Below are 21,129 nucleotides of genomic sequence, written 5' to 3' on the forward strand. Positions count from 1 at the left end.
AAGCCAAACTCTCTTCCTTTCCTAATAGCCGCCGTGAGTCCATCTGGTATGCCTAATCGATATTTCAATTCAAGACGCGCCCTGATTCGAAACTGGAATACACTGGTGCTGCTCCACCGCCTTGGCTTGTTGGTGTGCTTGCTATTGCTGGGCTTTCCCGCTCGCAGCCAACGCAAGGTGCCAGCCCTGGCCGAGTGCCGCGCCGAGCGGGTGGGCGATGAGCTTGTTCTGGCGAACAGTCAAATCGAGCGGCGCTACCGCTGGAACGGTGGCCAGTTGCTAAGCGTCAGCCTGACCGACAAGCGAACCGGGCATTCGTGGCCGCTAGACGGGCAAACGCCCGATGTGCGTTTGCCCGGCCCCGACGCGCCGAACGCGTCGGCTCCCAGCTCGGCCGGCACCCTGACCGTCGTTCCGCACCCGGCCACGCCCACCACGCCCGCTTGTCTGCAAGCCACCGTCACCACCACGCTCGGCACGCTCCAGCTCAAACGCGTGTTTCGCCTCTACCCCGCCTGCCCGGCCATTGCCTGCGACTACTATTTGCGGGGCCAAGCCAGCGGGAACTGGCAAACCACCGCCACCAACTCCGGCGACCTGCGCAACATCGAGAACCAGGCAACTGAGCGAGAAGAGCAGGCCCGCGTGACGGTGCTGGACCGCCTGGCGCTGCCCGGTCCGCACTGGCAACTGCGGGCGGTACAGTTTTTCGACATCACCGACCGCACCAACACGTTGGTGCAGGAAACCCGCCTGACGCCGTACCGGGCAGAAAGCCGCTTGGTAGGCAACTTGCTGTTTGCCGAGGAAACCCAAACTGGCCACGGGCTCTTTGCCCTCAAAGAAGCGCCCAGCTCCACGGTGCAGCTAGCCTACCCAGACTACGATTTTTCAAGTAAAATCGGGGAGTTGCAAGTTGTTGGCTTAGGTCTGACCCCGGCCGACCTGAACCCCAACGAGTGGACCCGCGGCTACGGCGTGGTGGTAGGCGTAACCAGCGGCGGCGAATTGGGGCGCCTGTCGGCTTTGCGCACGTACCAGGAGCAGGTGCGCCGCCACCTGCCCGGCCGCGACGAAATGGTGCTGATGAACACCTGGGGCGACCGGGGCCAGGACACGCGCCTCAACGAAACCTTTGCGCTCAACGAAATCCGGGCCGGCAAGCGCCTGGGCATCAGCCACTTTCAGTTGGATGACGGCTGGCAGGCCGGACAGTCCAGCAACTCGGCCTTCGCCGGGGGCTCCCTGACCAACATCTGGCAGAACCCGCGCTACTGGACGCCCCACCCCGAGCGGTTTCCCAAGGGGCTAGCTCCGGTGGTGAAGGCCGGCCGCCAGCAAGGCATTGAAGTGTGCTTGTGGTTCAACCCCAGCGCCGACAGCAGCTACGCCCACTGGGCTAACGACGCCGACGCCTTGATCCGGCTCTACCGCCAGTACGGCATCCGCACGTTCAAGATTGACGGCGTGAAAATCCCCGACAAGCGCGCCGAGCTGAACTTGCGCCGGCTCTTCGACCGGGTGATGGCTGCCACCGATGGGCAGGCCGTGTTCAACTTGGACGTGACGGCCGGCCGGCGGTTTGGCTACCATTACTTCAATGAGTACGGCAACATTTTCCTGGAGAACCGCTACACCGACTGGGCCAACTATTACCCGCACTGGACCCTGCGCAACCTGTGGATGCTTTCCCGCTACGTGCCGCCCCAAAACCTGCAAATCGAGTTCCTGAACAAGTGGCGCAACGCCAACAAGTACCCGCCGACCGATTCGCTGGCCCCCGCGCACTACCCGTTTCCCTACCTGGTAGGCTTAACTTTGATGGCGCAGCCGCTGGCCTGGCTGGAAGCTACCCGCCTGCCGGGCGAGGCGTTTGAGGCGACTGCGCTGCTAGCCGAATACCGCCGCCGGCAAGCGGATCTGCACGCCGGCCAGATTTTTCCGATTGGCGAGGAACCTAGTGGCCGTAGCTGGACAGGATTTCAGTCGGTACGGGGCCGAGAAGGCTATTTTCTGGTGCTACGCGAGTTAAACTCCCGCGTTGAAGCCACGCTTCCTACTTATCTGCCGCCCGGCCAGCAGCTGACTTGCACGGCCGTGGTGGGCCAGGGCGCGTCGTTCACGGCGGTGGTAGGCGCGGCAGGGCAGGTCACGTTCCGGTTGCCGGGCGCCCGTTCATTTGCCCTTTATCACTATGCAATTCAGTAACACAAGACTCTAAATCGGCGCCTAATTCACCGGACCTGAGTGAGTAGAACGATTTTATGCACCCTGCATGAGGTATGGTCCTGGTCCACGCAACCAACTGCATTTAAAGGAATAAAATTCTCGCCCCTGAAGGAAAGATTTACTACAGTAAGTACCTTTTCAAGTCGAGCGCCCTTTTATATTATTGTGCCTGCTCTCGTGTCCCAACCCCAACGGGCTTGTCTAAACAAGCATAGCGGCCGACCGCTGCATCGGAAAGTGGAGGCTGGCAACCGACGAGTAGTCTGCCCCATAATCGTGGCTTTTATCGTCTCAAAAAACTTGCTTAAAGAAGCGACTAGGCTATAGCCTGTAGTTCGGCTTCGAAGTAGCAGTCCCAGAATTCATTGTCGAGCCGGTAAACGTTGACGCGCTGCAACAGTCCCGTGCCCGGATGCCGCTCTTTCACTTGCCCCCGCCAAATAATGGTGCCGACCCGCGTGGTGGGGGTGGGCTGTACAGGCTGACCAAGGGCGTACGTAAAGGGGGAAGGAGTCAAGCCCCGGGGAGCCTCGCCAGTTGCCTGCAACTCATTTACTGGCAGCTTATTCCACGGCACGGCGGGCGCCGGACAGGCTTCTTCATGCCAAGCCAGCAGTTCGCCACAATGTGGGCACAGGGCCACTGCCATGTCGTCGGCATCCGCCGGCTCCTCGTCGAGATGCTCCCTCGTATCAACCTCGTCACCTGGTTGCGCGAAAGAAGGATCTAGAACCAGGGTTTGTGGATTTCTTTTTTTGGCAGACATACCCCATTTGTTAGTTGGCAATGCTAAAATAGGTAGGACTAACAATTTTGGCAACCTAAGAACACGTATCTTATCTTTTTTAACCTTCGCGAAGAGGCGGACCGAACAGAAAAACCAATAATATACCGAGGCTTTCTTTTCAACTATCTCCCAGCAGCCGAGGCCCTGTAGCTATGCAAGAAAAACGACCTGCCATTGGTAATCAACTATCCGGACACTTGCGCACTATTGCCTGATTTCGAGGTTACTTGGCCAGCTCCCTTTCTGCCATAGCTACCACGATATGCCCCAGGTAAAGAAAGCAGATTGTTTATGGCGCAATAGCTGCTACTACCGGGGCCATCAATGCTTTAGAGCCTGCCGCATCGAGGTGCAACCCATCGGCTGTCATCGTATTGATATTCAATCCCGGAGTTTTAAATCCATTCACAAAAAGGCAGCCGTTCCGCTTGGCTACTTTTTGGAACACTTTGCTCATTCTCTCCACTCTTTCTCCCCCACCTTTATATTTCGCTTGCGCTTCTGCTTTCACCCCGTACGGGGGCGGGGAAATGACAATAATTTTCGCTTGCTTGATAGCGGGATACGGACAGTTCTTTATTTTTCTAATGAGCTTTTCGAGGTTGTCCGGCACTTCCTGCTGCCGGTCGGCAAATACCGCTTTGGCGTCGTTGGTGCCTAGTTCCACTACCACAAAGTGAAAGGGGCGGTCTTTGCTGAACTCCGCCGCCCTGCGCAAGTTGTCGTCCAAGACGAGCAACGAGTTCAAGGTGCTGTCACCGTTGTTGATAAACCCGATTGTTCTCCCCGATTTGCTGATATTGAATACCGTGGCATTGGGAAGGGCTAGCTCAAGCTGCTTCGGCCAGCTGGCAGGAAAAGTCCCGTTGCTGTCGCCTAGGGTAAAGATATTCAGCGCCTTTTCCGTTGACACCGAGGTTTGGGCCCGGAGCCCGAACGGCATAAGCAGTAAGCAAATAAGAACGTATTTCATGGTTGTACTTTTTTCCAATAGGGCCATCGGGTTTTGCGCAAGAACACGACAAAAACCGATAAAAAGCGCAAGTGTTGCCCGGAGAATGCTCTTCATCATGGCTTCGTCTTATGACGGCAAAGACCGCACAGCTTATTCGGTTACAACAAGTTTATCGAGCGAGACACCATACCCCGTGCTTCCATAAGTAGCCTTTCTTTTATCTGACCAGGCACTGCATTCGGCCAAGACGGAAATAGTTTACGGGGTAAGTGCCTTGGAGCAAAGCTGGCCTTCGCAACTTGAGTGTTGCGACAGGGTATTTGCAATACAGGTCGAGTATGGAAGACAGCACGATTCTTCCTTGGCTGTTGCGCAGCACTACCCGAGCATAGCCCCCGTCGGGACGAGCCAGGCCATACACGCCAATGCGGTACCTTTTGAACTTCAGGGCCACCGAAGCATTCTTCGCGTCCGAACTGCTAAGGGATACTCTATCGGCGGGTTCTTGTTGCCAGCTCCCGGAATAGGTAACCAAGCGTTTGTTGGTATTCTCGATGGTTTTTCCCCGCTTGGCTACTGCGGCAGCGACGCCGGTTGCCGTATCGATTTGCCAGGCTCCCTGGTAGTAACGACCACCTAGCGCCCACAAACTGAGAGATGGTGTCTTTCGACCCGGCGATGAGCCTCCCTGCTTATAAAAGCCTTCGTTATTCCGGTTGAAACTCTAGGACATCACCAGGTTGGCAATTCAATTCTTTGCAAATAGCTTCAAGGGTAGAAAATCGTATGGCTTTGGCTTTGCCCGTCTTCAACACCGATAAGTTGGCCATGGTAATGCCTACTCGCTCCGAAAGTTCGGTAAGAGACATTTTCCGGCGCGCCATCATTACATCAATATTTACAATGATGGGCATGATCAAATAGTTAGTCGGTCTTGCTCGGATAAGCGGTAGCCTTCCTTGAAGATTTCGGCCATTATAAAAGCGGCAACCATAAACAGCAGCAAGGAAAAGCCAGGATTGAAACTTACAGTTGAGTTCTGAGCTGTCGCCATAATTCGAATGCTGTTTAAAGCCGACATAGCTAAGCACAGCCAGCCTAACAGCCGGAAAGAATTCACGTTGCTGGCAGTAAAGATGCGTTCTTCTCTCACTGATTTTAAAATCTTTATGATTTCTCGTATCATAAGCCCACTCAGGATAATGCTAAGCACAACCTGTAGAAAACTAGTATAGACCGAGACTGAAGCAAGTTCGTTTACATAAAACCGTTTTCCACAAGAGGCAGTAGAGAGTGCTGCTTTATTGCCAGAGCTGACAATATCGCGCCCGGAAACTGATTTTGAATGGAGAGTTTCTCCCTCGTATAGGGATATGCTGCCCCCCTCCACGCTTATCTGTACTGATTTATAGTAAGCGGGGTCTAGATGCCAGTGAACGAAGCAACCTATTACAAAAAGCAGCGCCAAACACAACAAGCCACCACCTATTCTGCTGCTTACTAGGGCTAAGTATAAAAGGGGATTTTTCTTCATGCTAGCGGCTCTTTTATAAATCCTAATTTGCTATAACTAGCACGTTTCTGCGGCTCGTTGATGGCTACTTATAGCCTGTTGTAAAGCAAAGCATTTATAAGCCAAAAACAACGACTTTGTTATTGATATTCGATAATGTTTTGTTGTTATTTTAATTGCTATTAGCCATACCAACTAACGACCAAAGGCGAATTCAGTGAAGTACTATGTTGATAGTAAGCTACTTAACTGAAGTTGCCAACTTAGAGGAAATGCATTTGAATAGGGCTACCGATGTATTTATTTATGATGTGCCACTACGCTAGATTGAAAAACGGTGTACAACACCTCTGCTTTAACTAAAGAAATTGCACGCTCCTAAACGCCCAAAGTGCAACAAGGCGCTTACGGACGATAGCCACAGCATTTAGGCGGCTCCGCAGCAAAGTATCCTGCCCGTAATACAATAGTTGCCGGCAGCAAGCATTGCAGGTGGCCGCGTTCGAGTGGGATGGCCGGGGCTCGAAGACACCACGGCTACGTGCCTTCCCTGAGCGAGCTAAACCAAAGCACCGTGTTGGAAAGTACAGCTCAATAGCTGCTACCCAACTTATAAACGTGTGTTGTGCTGAAATCAACTTAAGTGCCCCCTAGGCTTTCCTGCTAACTCCGAAACTATTTATACTTAACAGCAAAAACTTATTGAGTATCAGTACTAAAATTATTGATTATCGATAATAACATATTCCTTTGCATAACCCAAGGGAAGTAAACTTGATTGGCATTCGTGTTTACTTCCATCTCTCTTGGGTGCTTAATTGGTAGCAACAGGGCGGTGCCTCCCGGCGCCAGTTGACTTTCCACCTACATCATTCTTTACCGAGACGAAAGACCAGCTTATTGCCGGCGAGGAGACCTTCTTGTCATTCTTCCTATTGTACTACCTATTCCCTACGAGCAGCATGGCTCTTGTCATTAAAAACCTGTCGAAAACCTACTCCAACGGGGTGCAGGCTCTGCGCAACGTGAACCTAACTATTCCCACAGGCATGTTTGGTCTGCTGGGACCTAATGGCGCGGGCAAGTCGAGTTTGATGCGGACCTTGGCCACTTTGCAGGAAGCCGATACGGGCAGCATATACTTGGACGATATAGACGTACTGCGCGAAAAAGACGCCGTGCGCCGCATTCTGGGCTATTTGCCTCAGGAGTTTGGCGTGTATTCGAAAGTAGCAGCCGAAGATTTGCTCGACCACTTCGCCGTGCTCAAAGGTCTTTATGACAGCAAGGAGCGCAAGGCTACGGTAGCCTCCCTGCTGCACAAGACCAACCTCTACGACATGCGCCGCAAGAACCTGGGGGGTTATTCGGGGGGTATGAAGCAGCGCTTTGGCATCGCGCAAGCCTTGCTGGGAAATCCCCGTCTCATCATTGTAGACGAACCCACCGCCGGCCTCGATCCGGCGGAGCGTAACCGCTTTCACAACCTGCTAAGCGAGATTGGTGAGAATATTATCGTTGTGCTAAGCACCCACATTGTGTCGGATGTGAGCGAGCTGTGCCGCAACATGGCTATCATCAACAAGGGCCAGGTACTGCTCACCGGCGACCCATTAGCTGGGATCAACAAGTTACAGGGCCGACTGTGGCGCCGCGCCATCGCCAAGGACCAGCTGCCAGCCTTGCAGCAGGCGCAGCAAGTGATTTCGTCGCGCCTGTTTGCCGGCCGCATCCTTGTGCATGTGGTCAGCAACGGCATGCCGGGCCCAGCATATGAGCCAGTAACGCCCTCGCTAGAGGATGTGTATTTCGCCCGCATTGCGGAGGCCGAAGAAGCGCCCGCAACGGCCTAACCCCTACCCGTTGGCTGGCTTTCAGCGAACATATCTGCGGCCGTCGGACAGACAAGGAGCCTGTGGTTTCTTGTAAGGAGCCCCCCTACTTAAAACAGCCACCAGGTTATGTTCGTCCACATATTTCGCTTTGAGCTGTGGTACCAGCTGCGGCGCCCTATCACTTACTTCTACTTCGGGATACTCTTTCTGCTGGCGGTGCTCCTGATGCTGACGACGGGAGGGTTTTTCAAGGATTGGGTGGTGAATGTAGGCAGCAACGTGTTAGCTAACTCGCCCTATGCGCTCAACAATGCCACGGCCATGCTCACCCTCGTGCCGGGCGTATTGCTGATTTCAGCCCTGTTTGGGCCGGTAGTGCTGCGGGATTACGAAACGCGGATGCACCCGCTCCTGTTCACAACGCCCATAACCCGGCTGGGCTACCTGGGCGGGCGCTTCCTGGGCACCGTAGCCGTGACCGTGCTGGTGTTTAGCGGCATCGGCCTGGGGTTGTTTGTCGGCACATTGCTGCCGGGCATGCCGGCGGAGCAGCTAGGGCCCCAACGGCTGTCGCACTACCTACATACCTACTTTTCGCTGGTCGTGCCCAACATTCTGCTGTTAGGCGCCATCTTCTTCACGCTTGGAACGCTCACGCGCAAGTTGCTGGCCACGTACGTGGCCAGCATTGTGTTTTTGGTGCTTTATTTCGTCGCCCAGAACCTGCTCGCCGACCTTAACCGGCAAACGCTAGCCGGCCTGCTGGACCCGATTGGCCTGAGCGCAACCAGCCAACTCACTAAATACTGGACTCCCGCCGAAAAGAACACCCAGCTCGTGCCCCTCACCGGACTGCTGCTGGGCAGCCGCTTGCTCTGGCTTGGGGTGGGAGCCGCCTTAATAGGGTGTTGCTTCTGGCGTTTTCGCTTTTCCCAACCGGTAACCGAAGGGCCGGTGCGGGTCCGCCCGATTCGCCCGGACCTGGGGGCCGGAACAACCAACACGGTTGTGTCCTTACCGGCAGTCAAGCAGCAGTTTGGCACGAGGCAGCACCTACGGCAGTGGTTGCGCCTGACCAGGTTGGAGTTTCTCGACATCGTTTGGAGCCCGTATTTCATCGCCATGGTGGTAGCCGGTCTGGCCTTCTTACTCGCGGCGGCCTCCCAGGTGGGCAAAATTTTCGGTACCAGCACCTACCCCGTCACCTCGCACGTCATCCTAATTTTATCGGGGGCATTCAGCTTGTTCGTGCTGGCCATTATCAGCTTTTACGCCGGGGAGTTGGTGTGGCGGGAGCGGGATGCGCAGCTAAGTCAGATGTACGATGCCCTTCCTCTCCCCGACTGGGGGCCGCTCGCCTCGAAGCTGGCCGCGCTGCTGCTGGTGCCCGTCGTGTTGCAAGTCGTGGTGCTACTCAGCGGCCTGCTGACGCAGCTGATCGGCGGCTATTACGAGCTTGAGCTAGGTTTATATATCCGGTGGTTGTTCGGGTTGGGGCTGCTGGATTACTGGCTCCTGGTGGTGTTGGCCCTGGCCGTGCACGTGCTTGTAAACAACAAGTACGTGGGGCACTTTGTGCTGCTGCTTTACTACGTGTTCACGCTTTCCGCGGGCGACCTGGGAGTGGAACATAACCTGCTGGTTTATGGGGCAAGCCCCGGCGTACAGTATTCTGCCCTAAATAAGTTCGGCCACTTCATTGCCCCAGCCTTATGGTTTAAGTTCTACTGGGCCGCACTGGCGGTGGTGCTGGCCGGGGGGGCTACTTTACTTTGGGTGCGCGGCACCGAAACCAGCGGGGCTCTGCGGCGGCGCTTAGCGGCTCAGCGCTTCACTGGCCCGGTCCGGCTGGTGATGGGCACCGGCCTACTCGTGTTCGGGCTCGTGGGCGGATTCATCTACTACAATACCAACGTGCTCAACCGCTACCAGAGCACCAAAACGCAGGAGCAGCAGCGCGTTCAGTTCGAAAAGAAATACGCCCAGTTAAGCAAACGCCCCCAACCGCGCATCACGGCGGTAGAATTGCAGGTCGACTTGTTTCCGAGCCGCCAGCAAGTGCGGCTACGCGGGTACTATTGGCTTCGCAACCAGACCGGCCGCCGCATCGATTCGGTGCAGGTCACTCTGCCATCCGAGGCCCGAATCCGCCTGATGGCGCTGGGTGCCGCGGGCACTTCCCCCGCCCGCGTGGTGCTGGCCGATTCGCTTTTAGGCTTTTATGTGCAGCGCCTGCCCCGGCCCCTGGCCCCTGGGGATTCGCTGCCCCTGCGCTTCGACTTATACTATGCCGCCCCAGGCTTCGAAAACCAGACCGGCCGCACCAGTGTGGTGTACAATGGCACCTTTATCAATAGCCAGCTGCTGCCTACTATTGGCTACAACCGCACCTTTGAAATCATCGACGAGAATACTCGCAAGGCGTATAAGCTGCCCCCCAAGCCGCGCATGGCCTCCCTTACCAACACGGCGGCCCGGCGTAACACGTACCTCAGCCACGATTCGGATTGGGTCCGTTTCGCGGCCACCGTCAGCACCGAACCCGACCAGTTGGCACTAGCCCCTGGCTACCTCACGAAAGAATGGACAGAAAAGGGCCGCCGCTATTTCCGCTACGAAATGGATGCCCCCATGCTCAATTTCTATTCGTTTCAATCGGCTCGTTACGCCGTGCACAACGCTAAGTGGCAGGAGGTGGACATCGCCATTTATTACCACCCCGGCCACGAATACAACCTGAACCGCATGGTTCGTGGCGTGCAGGACGGCCTGACGTATTTTACGAAGCATTTCGGCCCCTATCAGCATCGGCAGGTGCGCATCGTGGAATTTCCGGGTTATCAGACGTTTGCGCAAAGCTTTCCCACGACCATTCCGTATTCCGAAAACGTCGGCTTTATTGCCAGAATAGATACCACTAACCCCGCTGACGTGGACTACCCATACTACGTGACTGCCCACGAGGTAGCGCACCAATGGTGGGGGCACCAAGTAATTGGGGCCGATGTGCAGGGCGCCATGCTCATGTCAGAAACGCTTTCGACGTACGCGGCCCTGATGGTGATGAAAAAGCACTACGGAGAAACCCGCATGCGTACGTTCCTCCGGTATGAGCTGGACCTTTACCTGCGGGGAAGAGCCGGCGAGAAAGCCAAGGAACAGCCCCTTTATAGAGCGGAAAATCAACAGTACCTCCACTACCGCAAGGGGGCCGTAGTTATGTACGCCCTCCAGGATTACGTTGGGGAAGCTAAAGTAAACCAGGCGCTGGCCGCCTACCTGCAAGAAGTGAAGTTTCAGCAACCTCCCTACACCACGTCGCCGGAGTTGCTGCGCCACCTACGCCAGGTTACGCCCGACTCGTTACAGTACCTGGTAACGGATATGTTCGAGCATATAACGCTGTACGACAACCGGGTCGATTCCGCTTCTTACAAGAAGCTACCCGACGGCAAGTACTGCGTCACGCTCAACGTGTCCAGCAAGAAGGTTTATGCCGACAGCTTAGGTAATGAGCGCCCCGCCCCCATGAACGACTGGATAGACATTATGGTGCTGACCGAAAGCAAGGGCAACGAAAGGCTGCGCGATGAGCCCGTGTACCGGCGCAAAATACGTTTAAAGGCCGGCCCTACTAAGCTAGTGCTTATGGTGGCTGAAAAGCCAGCACAGGTAGGTATTGACCCCTTCAATGAATTGATTGACCGCGACCCGGACGACAACGTCAAAAAATTACTTCGAAGGTAGTGGAGAGCTTTTAGTTCGATGGGCAGTCCGTGGTGCGCACTCCTGCAAAGCCACCGCTATTCTTCTTTGACAACTATTTTCACATGAGCGCACCGCCGTTAGCGGCCACCGAACCTTCGCATCTGGTGCGCAAAATTGCCTCAGGATGTTGCCCCAATCGAATCGTAGATGACTACTTTCTCCCAGTAGGAAGCGTACTGGGCCCGAAACTCGTCGTGAATAGGATGCTGCTGATAGCTCTGCTCCTCGGCGGCACTCTCAAACAAACATAGCCAGGAGTACGTGTAATTCCGTTCAATCACGTCGCGGGTGGTGGCAGCCGGCGTCCCAATATGCGCCAGTTTGATCGACGGGATGCCCCTTAGCGTATGCAGTCCTTCCAGGAGCTTGGCCTTGTCTGCTTCGGTGGCAGCCGCTTTGGTGTAAAACAACACGTGGTGAACGAAGAGGTCTTTGGGGAAGGGCGTGTTCATGAGGTCCGTAGGAGCTTTGACAGGAAACGATTAAGAAGCAATATGAGTGAAATAATTAAATTCTATCGTGAATCTATCCTTGTAGCCAAAGCTCCTTAGCTTACTTTTATTTGACCTTATCAACAGCTAAAATTTCCTGCTACATCCAAGCAGTACCACAACAGAGCGGTGAAAGGAGCCTTACGCAACACCGTAGGCCATTGAAGTCTCGCGTGAAGATAGTTGCGTCAAAGCTCATCGACTACTCGATGATGGCCGCAGCATACGGCGGACAGGCGAGTGCTAATGCTGGCTTTGCAGCCGCGCTTGTTTCAAAACGTAGCGCATCCTGTAAGCAAAAAGCGCGGTATATTCGCTACCCTTTACCTTGGCGGGGCTAAGTAGGTCCGCTACTTTAAATTAGTTTTTCGGGGTAGAGACGCACTATTTTGCGTCTCTAGCTCATTCTACGGGGCCTAGGTTGTCGCAAAGATGTCCCGGCCTGCTCCACTCGTCTTGTAATCTGCATTTCGGCATGTCGCCTTTTTCGATCGAGTCCGTTCGGGCCAATTTTCCCGCCTTACGAGAACACCCAGACCGTAAACCTTTTATCTTCTTCGATGGCCCGGGCGGGACGCAGATGGCCCAACAAACCCTCGACGGCATGCTCGACTACATCACCGGCGGCATGGCTAATCTGCACGGCACCTTCGCTACCAGCCGTGCCACCGATGCCTTACTGGAAGCTGGCCGGCAGGGCATAGCGGACTTCGTGAACTGCCAGCCGCAGGAAGTCGCTTTCGGCCAAAACATGACCTCGCTGGCTTTCGCCATTGCCCGTAGCCTCGCCACGTTCATCCACACCGGCGATGAAATCGTCGTGACCGAGCTCGACCATCGCGCCAATGTTGACCCGTGGGTGACGCTCGCCAACGACTGCGGCGCGGGGGTCAGGTTTATTCCCGTCAACCCTGAAACCTACACGCTCGAACTCGCTCACCTGGACGAGCTGATTACTCCTAACACGAAGCTGGTCGCCGTGACCCTGTCGTCGAATGTGGTCGGAACCGTGCCGCCGGTCGAGCAAATTATTGCGCGTGCCAAAGCCGTTGGGGCCCTGGTAGTGCTAGATGCCGTGCATGCAACGCCGCACTATCCCATTGATTTTCAGAAGCTCGAGGCCGATGTACTGTTTTGCTCGGCTTATAAGTTCTTCGGCCCCCACCTCGGCATTGCGGTAGTGTCGGCGGGGCTATTCAACAAGTTGCCGGTCTACAAGCTTGCTCCCGCCCCGGCCTACATCCCGGATAAGCTGGAAACGGGCACCCAGAATCACGAGGGAATTGCGGGTTTGCTGGGGGCCTTGGCGTTCATTGAAACCCTGGGCGAAGGAACCACCCGCCCGCAACGGCTGCGCACGGCGATGCAGGTCATTGAGGCGCAGGAACAAGCGCAGGCGCACCAGTTGGAAACGTTCCTGCGCGGGTTGCCCCGCGTGCGCGTCTACCGGGCGCCGGCTGGCACGCGCAAAACACCGACCGTCGCGTTTACGCTCGAAAACGTTAATGCGCGGGAAGCCTGTGCCTGGTTTGCCGAGCACTATAACATCAACATCGCCGACGGCCATTTCTATGCGTCCACGTTAGCCGAGAAGCTCGGCATCATGGCCCAGGGCGGGTGGATTCGGGTGGGGCTAGCGCCGTATAACACAAATCAGGAAATCGAACTCTTCCAAAGCGCACTGCTCTCTTTTCTGGAAAGCAAAGCTTCCCAGGGCACGTGAATTGCCCTGGGAAGGACGTTTTCAAGCCTTGGGCGTAGCCGTATTGCGCTTCCCACGGCATTCCGTGCGCTTGCGTATCTTTTTCCGGCGTATCCCTTTTCGTTGCTTGGGGGTTGTGCCGCAACCGGCACGGCAGGGAGGAAGGTGATGGCGACAATCTTGGCAATGCTTTTCATGCCTACCGATTGAAATTGACCCGGCGAAATTCCGGAGCTACTCTACACGGGACTTTTAGCTCCCCGCGGCCAGCTCTCTCGCCCTCATCAACCAGCATCATTACAACTTAGGGGCGTAGTAAGTAGCAAACTGAACCGCTGGGCCGTCCTGCCGGTCAAGTGTTTATTTCGCGGCGGTTACTTCCATTTCTATTTTCAAGGACTCATACGCCAGCCCTTTCACCTCCACTAAGGTGCTTGCCTGCTGTATTCCGTGCTTGGTCACCCAATCGGTAAAAATGTCGAAGCAACCAAAAAGCTCCGCGGCTGACGTGGTGTAAACGTTTAGCCGCACAATATCCCGACATTGATACCCCGCATGGTGGAGGACTTGTTCTACATTCTGAATGACCTGAACTACTTGCGTTTTCAGGTCGCCAGTACTGGGCTGCCCTTCCGCGTCCAAGGCCGCCTGCCCGGCGCAGTAGAGCGTACAAGCTGGCTGTTTTACTTCCACGGCTTGGGCATAGCCCACTTTCTCCTGCCAGAGCCAAGGATTACTTACTCGCTTTTCCATTTGTTTTGTTTTGCTGGGAGCGTTCAAGTGAAAGCATAGTCTGCTTTCATTTGAAGCCGTTTGAAATTGACACGGCAAAATTCCGCTGCTACTCCACGAAGCAGGCGTGACCTACCGCACAATTATTGTGTGCGGTAGGTCACGCTAAGAGGTAAGCCGGCTCAGGGTTTCGCGCGACACGCCCAGGTAGGAAGCCAGCAGAGCTTTCGAAACCCGTTGCCCCAAGGCCGGATACTTGGTGAGCAGCTGCTCGTACCGCTCTTTGGCATTGGTAGTCAGCAACAACAACAGGCGCTGCTGCGCGGCAATGAAGCCCAAGGTTGATTTTTGCAGGAAGAAGCGCGCCATCTGGGGGAGGCTCTCACACAACTGGTGGTAGTCTTCCAGCGACAGGCAGAACACCACCGTATCCTCCAGGCATTCCAACGAGAGGGTTGCGGGCGTCTGGGTGTAGAAGGCCTGAAAGTCGCTTTCCCACCAGTCCTCCATCGCAAACGAGAGCAGGTGCTGCTTGCCCGAATCATCGGTATAAACCAGCTTCAACAGTCCCGACGCCACAAAATAATAGTACTTGACTGGTTCGCCTTCCTGGATCAGAAACTGGTGTTTTTTGAACCGCTTGATGGTAAACCGCGCAAGTACCCATGCAAACTCCTCTTCCGTGAGCGGGACTATTTTTTCGAGATGCTCCCGTAACTGTTGCTGCATGGCCTCCGAGGACAGGGACATAGGTTGTATTTCGGGACGGCGCATTTGGCAAAGCTACCAGCTTGTTGTCTGCCGCTCCAGCGTAATTTTATTCTTAGTTGCTACAAGAAAGCTTATATACCGCAGAAGCAAGCAGGCCGCCAATGATACCTTCCTTTCAAAACTATCTAGTGCAAACAGTTCATCCCCTCGTTTGTCATGTCCACTGCTGATTAATAAACTGCATCCCAAGCAGTACCCGCCGGGGCTACTCGGCTTAGCAGCTCATTTCTTACTCTAGCTCACTCCCATGGACAATCCCATCAGCAAACTTCTCGTGACTGGCAGCCAGGACGGACCAACCGTATCTGTCATTGGCGATACGTACCGGCTACTCGTTACCGGTGAGCAAACCAATGGTTCCTTCGCCGTCATCGACATGCTTGTTCCCCCGCAGGGCGGCCCCGGCCCCCATGCCCACCCCGATTTTCAGGAGTCGTTTTATGTAGTAGAAGGCGAAGTCGTGGTGAAAACTCAATCCCAGACCTACACCGCCCGCCAAGGCGACTTTGTCAGTATTCCCAAGGGCGGCGTGGTGCACAACTTCAAAAACGAAACAGCTGCCACCGCCCGGCTGCTCTGCTTGGTAGTGCCTGCGGGGCTAGACGCATTTTTTCGGGAAATCGGCCAGCCCGTGGCTCCCGATACGTTTCTACCACCACCTCCCATGGACCCGGCCGCGCAGCAGAAAATGCAGGAACTAGCCCAGAAGTACGGCCAGCAGGTTTTCCCGCCCGATTACCTCGATTAAACGGCTACTGCCGCGGCAGTGCCAGCGTAGCGGCCTGTTCGCGGCGGCCGTGAAGGTAACCCACTTACTCGCTCTCAAATCAACGAAACCTACGTGTACTCGGCCGAGGAGCTACACAAAATCAACATAGTATATCCGCCCCAGTGAAGCGCCGGGTCGGCCTCGTTCTACGCGCCTGGTCTTGGTGGTTTTGCCGAGGGCTGTACGGACTGTGCCCAACCCAGCTAATGGAAGCGGCGGCCCAGTAAGTAACCGCTAACTGCTGCTCGTTATATCTGGCAGCAGCATCAGGGACGCGGGCCGTTCCAATTACGCTGAAAACAGACTGGTTTGGCTGCCTGCGGGAGCACTAAGCAGCCTGCTGCTTTTCCTGAATTGCGGAGCAGCAAAAAGGCTGTTGAATCCGCCGCAAGCCTGCCGCGCCTCACCGGTTCGCAACAGCCACTAGCTGGTTCCTGTGCCGTCAGCAAAACAACTCAACTCGAAGTAAGCTAATTTGTCTTGCTGACTAGGGCTTGTTGCCGACACCCATTCGCTCCTTCACTGTTCGTCCCATGCTGCCTTTCGGAAACGCCAACACCCTGTCTTACCACGCAAACGAAGCACGCAAGAGCCAGTGGTTTAAGCGCAACAAAGCCTACGCGAAAGAACTGCCCCAATCGACGGTCGTTGCCGAAACGCAACTGCTGCGGGGGCAGCACTGGCCCAATCTGACGGTGCAGTTGTTTGAGGAGCCGGCCCTCGTAACGCCCATTCTGCTCGCCCCACCTCGCCAGTTGCGCCTCGTGCTGCTGCTTTCGGGAGCCATGCGGATTGGTTTGCACAGCGGGGGGCGGGATTTCACCTACCACTCCGCCCCCGGCACGGTGAAGTTAACGTCCAGCCAGCACCTGCCTTATGAGATGCAATGGGTGCCTCTTACGGCCGAGCCGGTGCGCTCGGCGCACGTGTATTTGCCCAACAATTTGCTTGTACAGACAGCGGAAGCCGCAGGCCTTAACCCAGCGCGAGTGGAATTGGCCGAAGGCGTAAGCATTGAAGACCCACTCCTTTACCAGTTGGGCCGGGCCCTGGCCCAAGAGGTGGAAAGCCCCCAGGCCCAAGTCAGCCTGTACGCCGAGACGGCAACCCAAATGCTGGCAGCCCAGCTCTTAATGCGGCACTGCACGGTCTCGCACGAGTTGCCCACCTACCGGGGCAAGCTACCGGCCGAGCGCCTACGTCAACTGCGTGACTACGTGCAAGCCCATCTGAGCCGAGCCATCACCTTAGAAGAATTGGCCGCGCTGGTCTACCTCAGCCCCTATCATTTCATCCGCGTGTTCAAGCGCACCACGGGCCTGAGCCCCAATCAATTCGTAATCCGCCAGCGTATGGAGCGAGCCGTGGAACTGTTGCAGCATTCCGATTTGAACGTCAGCCAAGTGGCCGCGGCAGTGGGCTACGTGAGCCACCCGCATTTCACTAAGCTGTTTGCCCGCTGCACTGGCCGGCTGCCTACCGCCTACCGGAAGGAGCGGCTCAGCTAAGCTCAAGGGCCAAAGAAGAGCAAGTTTCCGATAAAAAATGCCAATAACCCGCTAGCCAACCGTTGGTTTTCAGCGTTTTAATTTAGAACAATGGCCGAGTTTGCCGGCTATTTTCTCTAGGTTTTTTCGCTTATGACTCAGCTTCAGAAAAAAATCGTTTTAATAACCGGGTCCTCGCGAGGCATCGGTGCCACCATCGCCCAGGGAGCCGCTCGCGCCGGGGCCCAGGTTATCGTCAATTATGCGGGTAGGCCGGCCGATGCCGATGCCGTGGTGGCGGCTATTGAGCAAGGCGGCGGCCAGGCGCTAGCCGTGCAGGCCGACGTAAGCCAACCGGCCGACGTCAAGCGGCTGTTTGCCGAAGCCATTGCCCATTTTGGCCGGGTTGACGTGTTGGTTAATAACGCCGGCATCATGGAGCTTGCTCTGCTGAAAGACACCACCGACGAGCTGTTTCAGCGCACACTCGACATCAACGTGAAGGGCGTTTTCAACACCTTGCGCGAGGCAGCCACGCAACTCTCGGAAGGAGGAAGCATTATCAACTTCTCCAGCTCCACCACGCGGCTGATGATGCCCACGTACGCGGCCTACTGTGCCAGCAAGGGGGCCGTGGAACAACTCACGCGGGTGTTTGCCAAGGAAATGGGGCGCGCAATATCACGGTGAATGCCGTCTCGCCCGGCCCGGTGAACACAGCGCTTTTCACTAAGGGCAAACCCCAGGAGGTCATTGACCGCATAGCCGGTATGTCCGCTTTCAACCGCATCGGCGAGCCGCAGGACATTGCCGATGTGGTGCTGTTTCTGGCCAGCGACCAGGCCCGCTGGATTTCGGGCCAGAACCTGGGGATCAACGGCGCTTTTGCTTAAGCAAACTTCCGCTCTCCGGCCGGGCGGGCAGCACCGGCGTTTTTTCCCTTTCTCGACTTCGATTTCACTGATGAGCACTTCCTTACTGGGCAAGGTGGCCCTGATTACAGGCTCTTCCAGCGGCCTAGGCAAAGCTATTGCCGAGCGCTATGCCGCCTTGGGAGCTGACGTAATTATTCATTATTCGAAAAGCAAAGCCGGGGCCGACGAGGTTGTGCGCGCTATAACGGGTATGGGCCGGCGGGCCGTTGCCATGCAGGCCGACGTGACGCAGGTGGCCGACGTTGAACGCCTGTTTGCCGAGGGCCTGGCCGCTATGGGTAAGCTCGACATTGTGGTAGCCAACGCCGGCGTTGAGTTGCTGGAAGTGCCGGTGGCGGACTTTACGGAGGCCCAATTCGACCAACTGTTCGGCACCAATACCAAGGGCACCTACTTCACGCTGCAACAGGCCGCCCGCCACGTGGCCGACCACGGGCGCATCATTTACGTGGCCTCCAGCACCACCTCCTTCCCCACGCCGGGCATGGCCGTGTACGGGGGCAGCAAAATGGGCGGGCGCTACGTGGTGGAGGTGCTGGCCAAGGAAATCGGACCTCGGGGCGTGACGGTCAATTCCATTATTCCCTACGCCATCGACGGCTCGGGAGTCTTCGCCGACCCGGCCGCTTTCCCGGAAGCCCGTAAGGTGTTGATCGAGAATTGCCCGATGGGCCGCCTAGGCACTGTAGACGATGTGGCCAACTTAGCGGAGTTCTTCGCCAGCGACTTAGCTTCGTTCGTCAATGGCCAACACCTGCTTGTCAACGGAGGAGCCATCGGATAAGGGCTTAAGCAACTGCATCTATCTCACAATTTTTATTGTTTTGCGGTGAGGTGGTACAAGTAAGCAGAGCAGCTGTAAGGTTGCTAGTTATATCCATGACTAGTCTCGGATGTAAAAGCCATTAGGCGGCTGATTCCTACTCGTTTGGAGCCTTGCTTTCTCGGGTGAGCATTGCGGATTCAGCTGCATTAGTGCGCTGGGTTTCTGGCTCCAGATTAAAAACTGCTTTTCTTGTCTTTTGCCATGCTTTATAAGGCTAAATAGCTTGGTTTGGGCTACCCCAAGAATTTTGAATGACCCAAAAATATTTTTAATAGCTTTGAAATACAAAGTACTTTTATTTACTTCACATCATGGTCGGTCACTTAACGTGCTCTTGACGGGAACGCACGCCGACTAGCCGTTCGGTAGACAACCTGCCAGCCATAGGAAAAATGCTAGAAATTCGATTTTACCTCGTCCTTACCTAGTGCCAGTTGTCGCGAGCAACTTCTCGACTGATGACAGAAACTAAAAACGTGTCCGCTACAAAAACGCGAAGACCCTGCTCCTGCCCTCTGCACACTCCTCATTTCCCTACCTGCATGAGAAGCCAAGCATTCAATTTACGTATATCCTGCTGATTGCCAGCATTGTGTGAGTGTAGCGGAGCACATCGTCGGAGCGACTACCTCACCTCATCAATTGGGCGAATGAGCGGAACCAGCCATCGTAGGCCTGGTTGCCTTCTGCGGGTTTGCTTTAACTCGATTAGGCTCTTTTTAGGCATCTATCGGCGCTGAGTTTACAGACCTACAAACCGAAAACTGTGGAAGTACAACTTGGTAATCTCTTTACGATCTATCCGAATAGGGCGGGCCCATCGACGCCGGGGCGCATGCTAGCCACGTTGCAAGAGGTGGCCGAGGGCATCATCCGCCTAGGCAACTTCGAGGTGCTGAATCAAGAACAAGGTGCATCAGCTGCTGGGCTATCTGCCGCGGGAGTCCGGTGTCTCTCCGAAGGTGAGAGTCGAGAGGCCATTCCCTTACTTCGCCATCTTTAAAGGCATTGCCGGGCGTCGAGCGAAGTATTGTCGCAGGTTTCACTCTATAAATCTCGAAATTAAGCTCAACGCTTATGAATACTTCTACCCTTGACCGGCTGCATTTTCAGGTAAAGCAAAATAGATGGCTTCGGGATTTTGCGCTTTTTAATCGGATAGTTCTAGCTATGGGGTTTTTGCCTTCGGGTTACGTCAAAATTATTGGCGAGCGTTTCACCGACTTATCCGTTTGTCACCCAATGGGCCATTATCTAGAAGCTTTTCATCGAACCGGCTTCTACTACACCTTTGTGGGAGTAATGCAGATAACCGCAGCGTGTTTATTGTTAATTCCGCGCACGGCAACTCTCGGAGCAATAATATATTTCCCTATCATATTAAACATTTGTATCCTAACATTTGCGGTGCGCTTTGTTGGCTCATGGATTACGGCTCCCTTGATGGTACTAGCTAATTTATATCTACTTTGTTGGGATTACGATAAAATAAAATTCATTCTTCCTTTCAATAAACAAACAATTTATTAAGTTAATAATCAATCTAGACCTGCACCTTTGAAAACCACGTAAAGTGAAGTAGATAATGAAACCCATACTGGCAATATTTACTACTGTTCTAATATTTACAACTGCCTGCGAAATAATGCCGCAAAATACTATAAAAGATTGCCGGGAGCAATGTAAGAACAGCAACAAATCCAAGGCTTGTTACGATTTCTGTGATTGTATTCATAGAGACTGTCAGTCGCTCGATAATTGTTTGGCCGAATACGATAAGACTCCAGAAGATACTACGCGCACCCCGTAGAGTCTTTATTAGCCGCAACCTAGAATCTCAAACATTTTCATTTTTGGTAAGGCTGCTGAGTATAAATCTATAGAGCAAACCTTTTTCAAACGTTTTTGGGAAACAAAACCTCGATTTTAAAAATAAAACGCCATGAACAACACTTCGAATGTTCCAACAATTGTTTCGGATTTAACTAGCTGGCTATTTGGCCTGGTTGCATTAGCAATTGGTATAGTGAATACATTTTGGGGAAATGACCCCGGCTTTGGAATTTTTATTTCTCTGCTTGCTTTCGTTTTCTTCCCTCCGGTAACTATGTTTCTTAAGCAAAAAATTAACTTCTCTATTCCTAGGGTGGCAAAATGGCTCTTGGGTTTCTTTATTCTTTGGGCATCATTAGGTGTGGGGGAATTGTTCGATAAGATAGATCTGATGATGAATAATTTTTAATACTCTTTCAATGACGTTTGTCACGAGCGTACCGACGCGAAGAACAATTTGTATGGACTCGTTATCTAGGTATTTGTTGAAGCATTC

General features: G+C 54.5%; 19 protein-coding genes. 11 read left to right on the forward strand and 8 right to left on the reverse strand.

From position 1 onward, the window contains the following. Window positions 1-48: 48 nt before the first annotated feature. The gene (locus tag ACFE7X_RS15345) at window positions 49-2,208 is read left to right on the forward strand and encodes an alpha-galactosidase (protein WP_375436562.1); all 2,160 of its coding nucleotides are present in this window, start codon (window positions 49-51) and stop codon (window positions 2,206-2,208) included. Window positions 2,209-2,545: 337 nt separating this feature from the next. Here the strand turns inward: ACFE7X_RS15345 and ACFE7X_RS15350 are convergent, their stop codons facing one another. From ACFE7X_RS15350 to ACFE7X_RS15370, 5 genes are all read right to left on the reverse strand, one after another. After that, complete coding sequence (locus ACFE7X_RS15350; RefSeq protein ID WP_375436563.1) at window positions 2,546-2,995, reverse strand: hypothetical protein; 450 nt, start codon at window positions 2,993-2,995, stop codon at window positions 2,546-2,548. A 310-nt stretch (window positions 2,996-3,305) separates the two neighbouring features. Then, a complete protein-coding gene (locus tag ACFE7X_RS15355; RefSeq protein WP_375436564.1) occupies window positions 3,306-4,088 on the reverse strand; it encodes a GDSL-type esterase/lipase family protein in 783 nt (260 codons plus the stop codon). 100 nt (window positions 4,089-4,188) lie between these two features. After that, on the reverse strand, window positions 4,189-4,620 hold the full coding sequence (locus tag ACFE7X_RS15360) for a hypothetical protein (RefSeq protein ID WP_375436565.1): 432 nt from the start codon (window positions 4,618-4,620) through the stop codon (window positions 4,189-4,191). Between the two features lie 58 nt (window positions 4,621-4,678). Then, the gene (locus ACFE7X_RS15365) at window positions 4,679-4,885 is read right to left on the reverse strand and encodes a helix-turn-helix domain-containing protein (RefSeq protein ID WP_375436566.1); all 207 of its coding nucleotides are present in this window, start codon (window positions 4,883-4,885) and stop codon (window positions 4,679-4,681) included. Window positions 4,886-4,887: 2 nt separating this feature from the next. Further along, on the reverse strand, window positions 4,888-5,505 hold the full coding sequence (locus ACFE7X_RS15370) for a DUF2975 domain-containing protein (RefSeq protein WP_375436567.1): 618 nt from the start codon (window positions 5,503-5,505) through the stop codon (window positions 4,888-4,890). Between the two features lie 941 nt (window positions 5,506-6,446). Between ACFE7X_RS15370 and ACFE7X_RS15375 the strand changes: the two genes are divergently transcribed. Both ACFE7X_RS15375 and ACFE7X_RS15380 read left to right on the forward strand, forming a co-directional pair. Next, entirely contained in the window at window positions 6,447-7,337 is an 891-nt protein-coding gene (locus ACFE7X_RS15375) for an ABC transporter ATP-binding protein (RefSeq protein ID WP_375436568.1), read from the forward strand. A gap of 108 nt (window positions 7,338-7,445) precedes the next feature. Then, the gene (locus ACFE7X_RS15380) at window positions 7,446-11,066 is read left to right on the forward strand and encodes an ABC transporter permease/M1 family aminopeptidase (RefSeq protein ID WP_375436569.1); all 3,621 of its coding nucleotides are present in this window, start codon (window positions 7,446-7,448) and stop codon (window positions 11,064-11,066) included. Window positions 11,067-11,206: 140 nt separating this feature from the next. Here the strand turns inward: ACFE7X_RS15380 and ACFE7X_RS15385 are convergent, their stop codons facing one another. Next, window positions 11,207-11,539, reverse strand: coding sequence for a Dabb family protein (locus ACFE7X_RS15385; protein WP_375436570.1), 333 nt, complete (start codon window positions 11,537-11,539; stop codon window positions 11,207-11,209). A 514-nt stretch (window positions 11,540-12,053) separates the two neighbouring features. Here ACFE7X_RS15385 and ACFE7X_RS15390 point away from each other — a divergent pair. Then, the gene (locus tag ACFE7X_RS15390; protein ID WP_375436571.1) at window positions 12,054-13,301 is read left to right on the forward strand and encodes a cysteine desulfurase-like protein; all 1,248 of its coding nucleotides are present in this window, start codon (window positions 12,054-12,056) and stop codon (window positions 13,299-13,301) included. Between the two features lie 339 nt (window positions 13,302-13,640). Here ACFE7X_RS15390 and ACFE7X_RS15395 read toward each other — a convergent pair whose 3' ends face one another. After that, on the reverse strand, window positions 13,641-14,033 hold the full coding sequence (locus ACFE7X_RS15395; protein WP_375436572.1) for a RidA family protein: 393 nt from the start codon (window positions 14,031-14,033) through the stop codon (window positions 13,641-13,643). 144 nt (window positions 14,034-14,177) lie between these two features. Then, a complete protein-coding gene (locus ACFE7X_RS15400) occupies window positions 14,178-14,762 on the reverse strand; it encodes a Crp/Fnr family transcriptional regulator (RefSeq protein ID WP_375436573.1) in 585 nt (194 codons plus the stop codon). A 268-nt stretch (window positions 14,763-15,030) separates the two neighbouring features. Between ACFE7X_RS15400 and ACFE7X_RS15405 the strand changes: the two genes are divergently transcribed. From ACFE7X_RS15405 to ACFE7X_RS15435, 7 genes are all read left to right on the forward strand, one after another. Then, window positions 15,031-15,531 carry a cupin domain-containing protein gene (locus ACFE7X_RS15405; RefSeq protein ID WP_375436574.1) on the forward strand — a complete coding sequence of 167 codons (501 nt, stop codon included), beginning with the start codon at window positions 15,031-15,033 and terminating at the stop codon, window positions 15,529-15,531. Between the two features lie 554 nt (window positions 15,532-16,085). Continuing rightward, window positions 16,086-17,060, forward strand: coding sequence for a helix-turn-helix domain-containing protein (locus tag ACFE7X_RS15410; protein WP_375436575.1), 975 nt, complete (start codon window positions 16,086-16,088; stop codon window positions 17,058-17,060). 132 nt (window positions 17,061-17,192) lie between these two features. Further along, a complete protein-coding gene (locus tag ACFE7X_RS15415) occupies window positions 17,193-17,729 on the forward strand; it encodes an SDR family NAD(P)-dependent oxidoreductase (protein ID WP_375436576.1) in 537 nt (178 codons plus the stop codon). Between the two features lie 20 nt (window positions 17,730-17,749). Beyond that, the gene (locus ACFE7X_RS15420) at window positions 17,750-17,932 is read left to right on the forward strand and encodes an SDR family oxidoreductase (RefSeq protein WP_375436577.1); all 183 of its coding nucleotides are present in this window, start codon (window positions 17,750-17,752) and stop codon (window positions 17,930-17,932) included. Between the two features lie 70 nt (window positions 17,933-18,002). Beyond that, window positions 18,003-18,758, forward strand: coding sequence for an SDR family oxidoreductase (locus ACFE7X_RS15425; protein ID WP_375436578.1), 756 nt, complete (start codon window positions 18,003-18,005; stop codon window positions 18,756-18,758). Window positions 18,759-19,877: 1,119 nt separating this feature from the next. Continuing rightward, a complete protein-coding gene (locus tag ACFE7X_RS15430; protein WP_375436579.1) occupies window positions 19,878-20,330 on the forward strand; it encodes a hypothetical protein in 453 nt (150 codons plus the stop codon). A 412-nt stretch (window positions 20,331-20,742) separates the two neighbouring features. Further along, the gene (locus ACFE7X_RS15435; RefSeq protein WP_375436580.1) at window positions 20,743-21,042 is read left to right on the forward strand and encodes a hypothetical protein; all 300 of its coding nucleotides are present in this window, start codon (window positions 20,743-20,745) and stop codon (window positions 21,040-21,042) included. Window positions 21,043-21,129: the final 87 nt, after the last annotated feature.

It is taken from the genome of uncultured Hymenobacter sp. (assembly GCF_964242765.1).
Classification (GTDB): Bacteria; Bacteroidota; Bacteroidia; order Cytophagales; family Hymenobacteraceae; genus Hymenobacter.

Excerpts from the sequence above, each read along its gene's own strand:
- ACFE7X_RS15345 (WP_375436562.1), top strand. The coding sequence starts at position 49 with ATGCCTAATCGATATTTCAATTCAAGACGCGCCCTGATTCGAAACTGG.
- ACFE7X_RS15350 (WP_375436563.1), bottom strand. The coding sequence starts at position 2,995 with ATGTCTGCCAAAAAAAGAAATCCACAAACCCTGGTTCTAGATCCTTCT.
- ACFE7X_RS15355 (WP_375436564.1), bottom strand. The coding sequence starts at position 4,088 with ATGATGAAGAGCATTCTCCGGGCAACACTTGCGCTTTTTATCGGTTTT.
- ACFE7X_RS15365 (WP_375436566.1), bottom strand. The coding sequence starts at position 4,885 with ATGCCCATCATTGTAAATATTGATGTAATGATGGCGCGCCGGAAAATG.
- ACFE7X_RS15370 (WP_375436567.1), bottom strand. The coding sequence starts at position 5,505 with ATGAAGAAAAATCCCCTTTTATACTTAGCCCTAGTAAGCAGCAGAATA.
- ACFE7X_RS15375 (WP_375436568.1), top strand. The coding sequence starts at position 6,447 with ATGGCTCTTGTCATTAAAAACCTGTCGAAAACCTACTCCAACGGGGTG.
- ACFE7X_RS15380 (WP_375436569.1), top strand. The coding sequence starts at position 7,446 with ATGTTCGTCCACATATTTCGCTTTGAGCTGTGGTACCAGCTGCGGCGC.
- ACFE7X_RS15385 (WP_375436570.1), bottom strand. The coding sequence starts at position 11,539 with ATGAACACGCCCTTCCCCAAAGACCTCTTCGTTCACCACGTGTTGTTT.
- ACFE7X_RS15390 (WP_375436571.1), top strand. The coding sequence starts at position 12,054 with ATGTCGCCTTTTTCGATCGAGTCCGTTCGGGCCAATTTTCCCGCCTTA.
- ACFE7X_RS15395 (WP_375436572.1), bottom strand. The coding sequence starts at position 14,033 with ATGGAAAAGCGAGTAAGTAATCCTTGGCTCTGGCAGGAGAAAGTGGGC.
- ACFE7X_RS15400 (WP_375436573.1), bottom strand. The coding sequence starts at position 14,762 with ATGTCCCTGTCCTCGGAGGCCATGCAGCAACAGTTACGGGAGCATCTC.
- ACFE7X_RS15405 (WP_375436574.1), top strand. The coding sequence starts at position 15,031 with ATGGACAATCCCATCAGCAAACTTCTCGTGACTGGCAGCCAGGACGGA.
- ACFE7X_RS15410 (WP_375436575.1), top strand. The coding sequence starts at position 16,086 with ATGCTGCCTTTCGGAAACGCCAACACCCTGTCTTACCACGCAAACGAA.
- ACFE7X_RS15415 (WP_375436576.1), top strand. The coding sequence starts at position 17,193 with ATGACTCAGCTTCAGAAAAAAATCGTTTTAATAACCGGGTCCTCGCGA.
- ACFE7X_RS15425 (WP_375436578.1), top strand. The coding sequence starts at position 18,003 with ATGAGCACTTCCTTACTGGGCAAGGTGGCCCTGATTACAGGCTCTTCC.
- ACFE7X_RS15430 (WP_375436579.1), top strand. The coding sequence starts at position 19,878 with ATGAATACTTCTACCCTTGACCGGCTGCATTTTCAGGTAAAGCAAAAT.
- ACFE7X_RS15435 (WP_375436580.1), top strand. The coding sequence starts at position 20,743 with ATGAACAACACTTCGAATGTTCCAACAATTGTTTCGGATTTAACTAGC.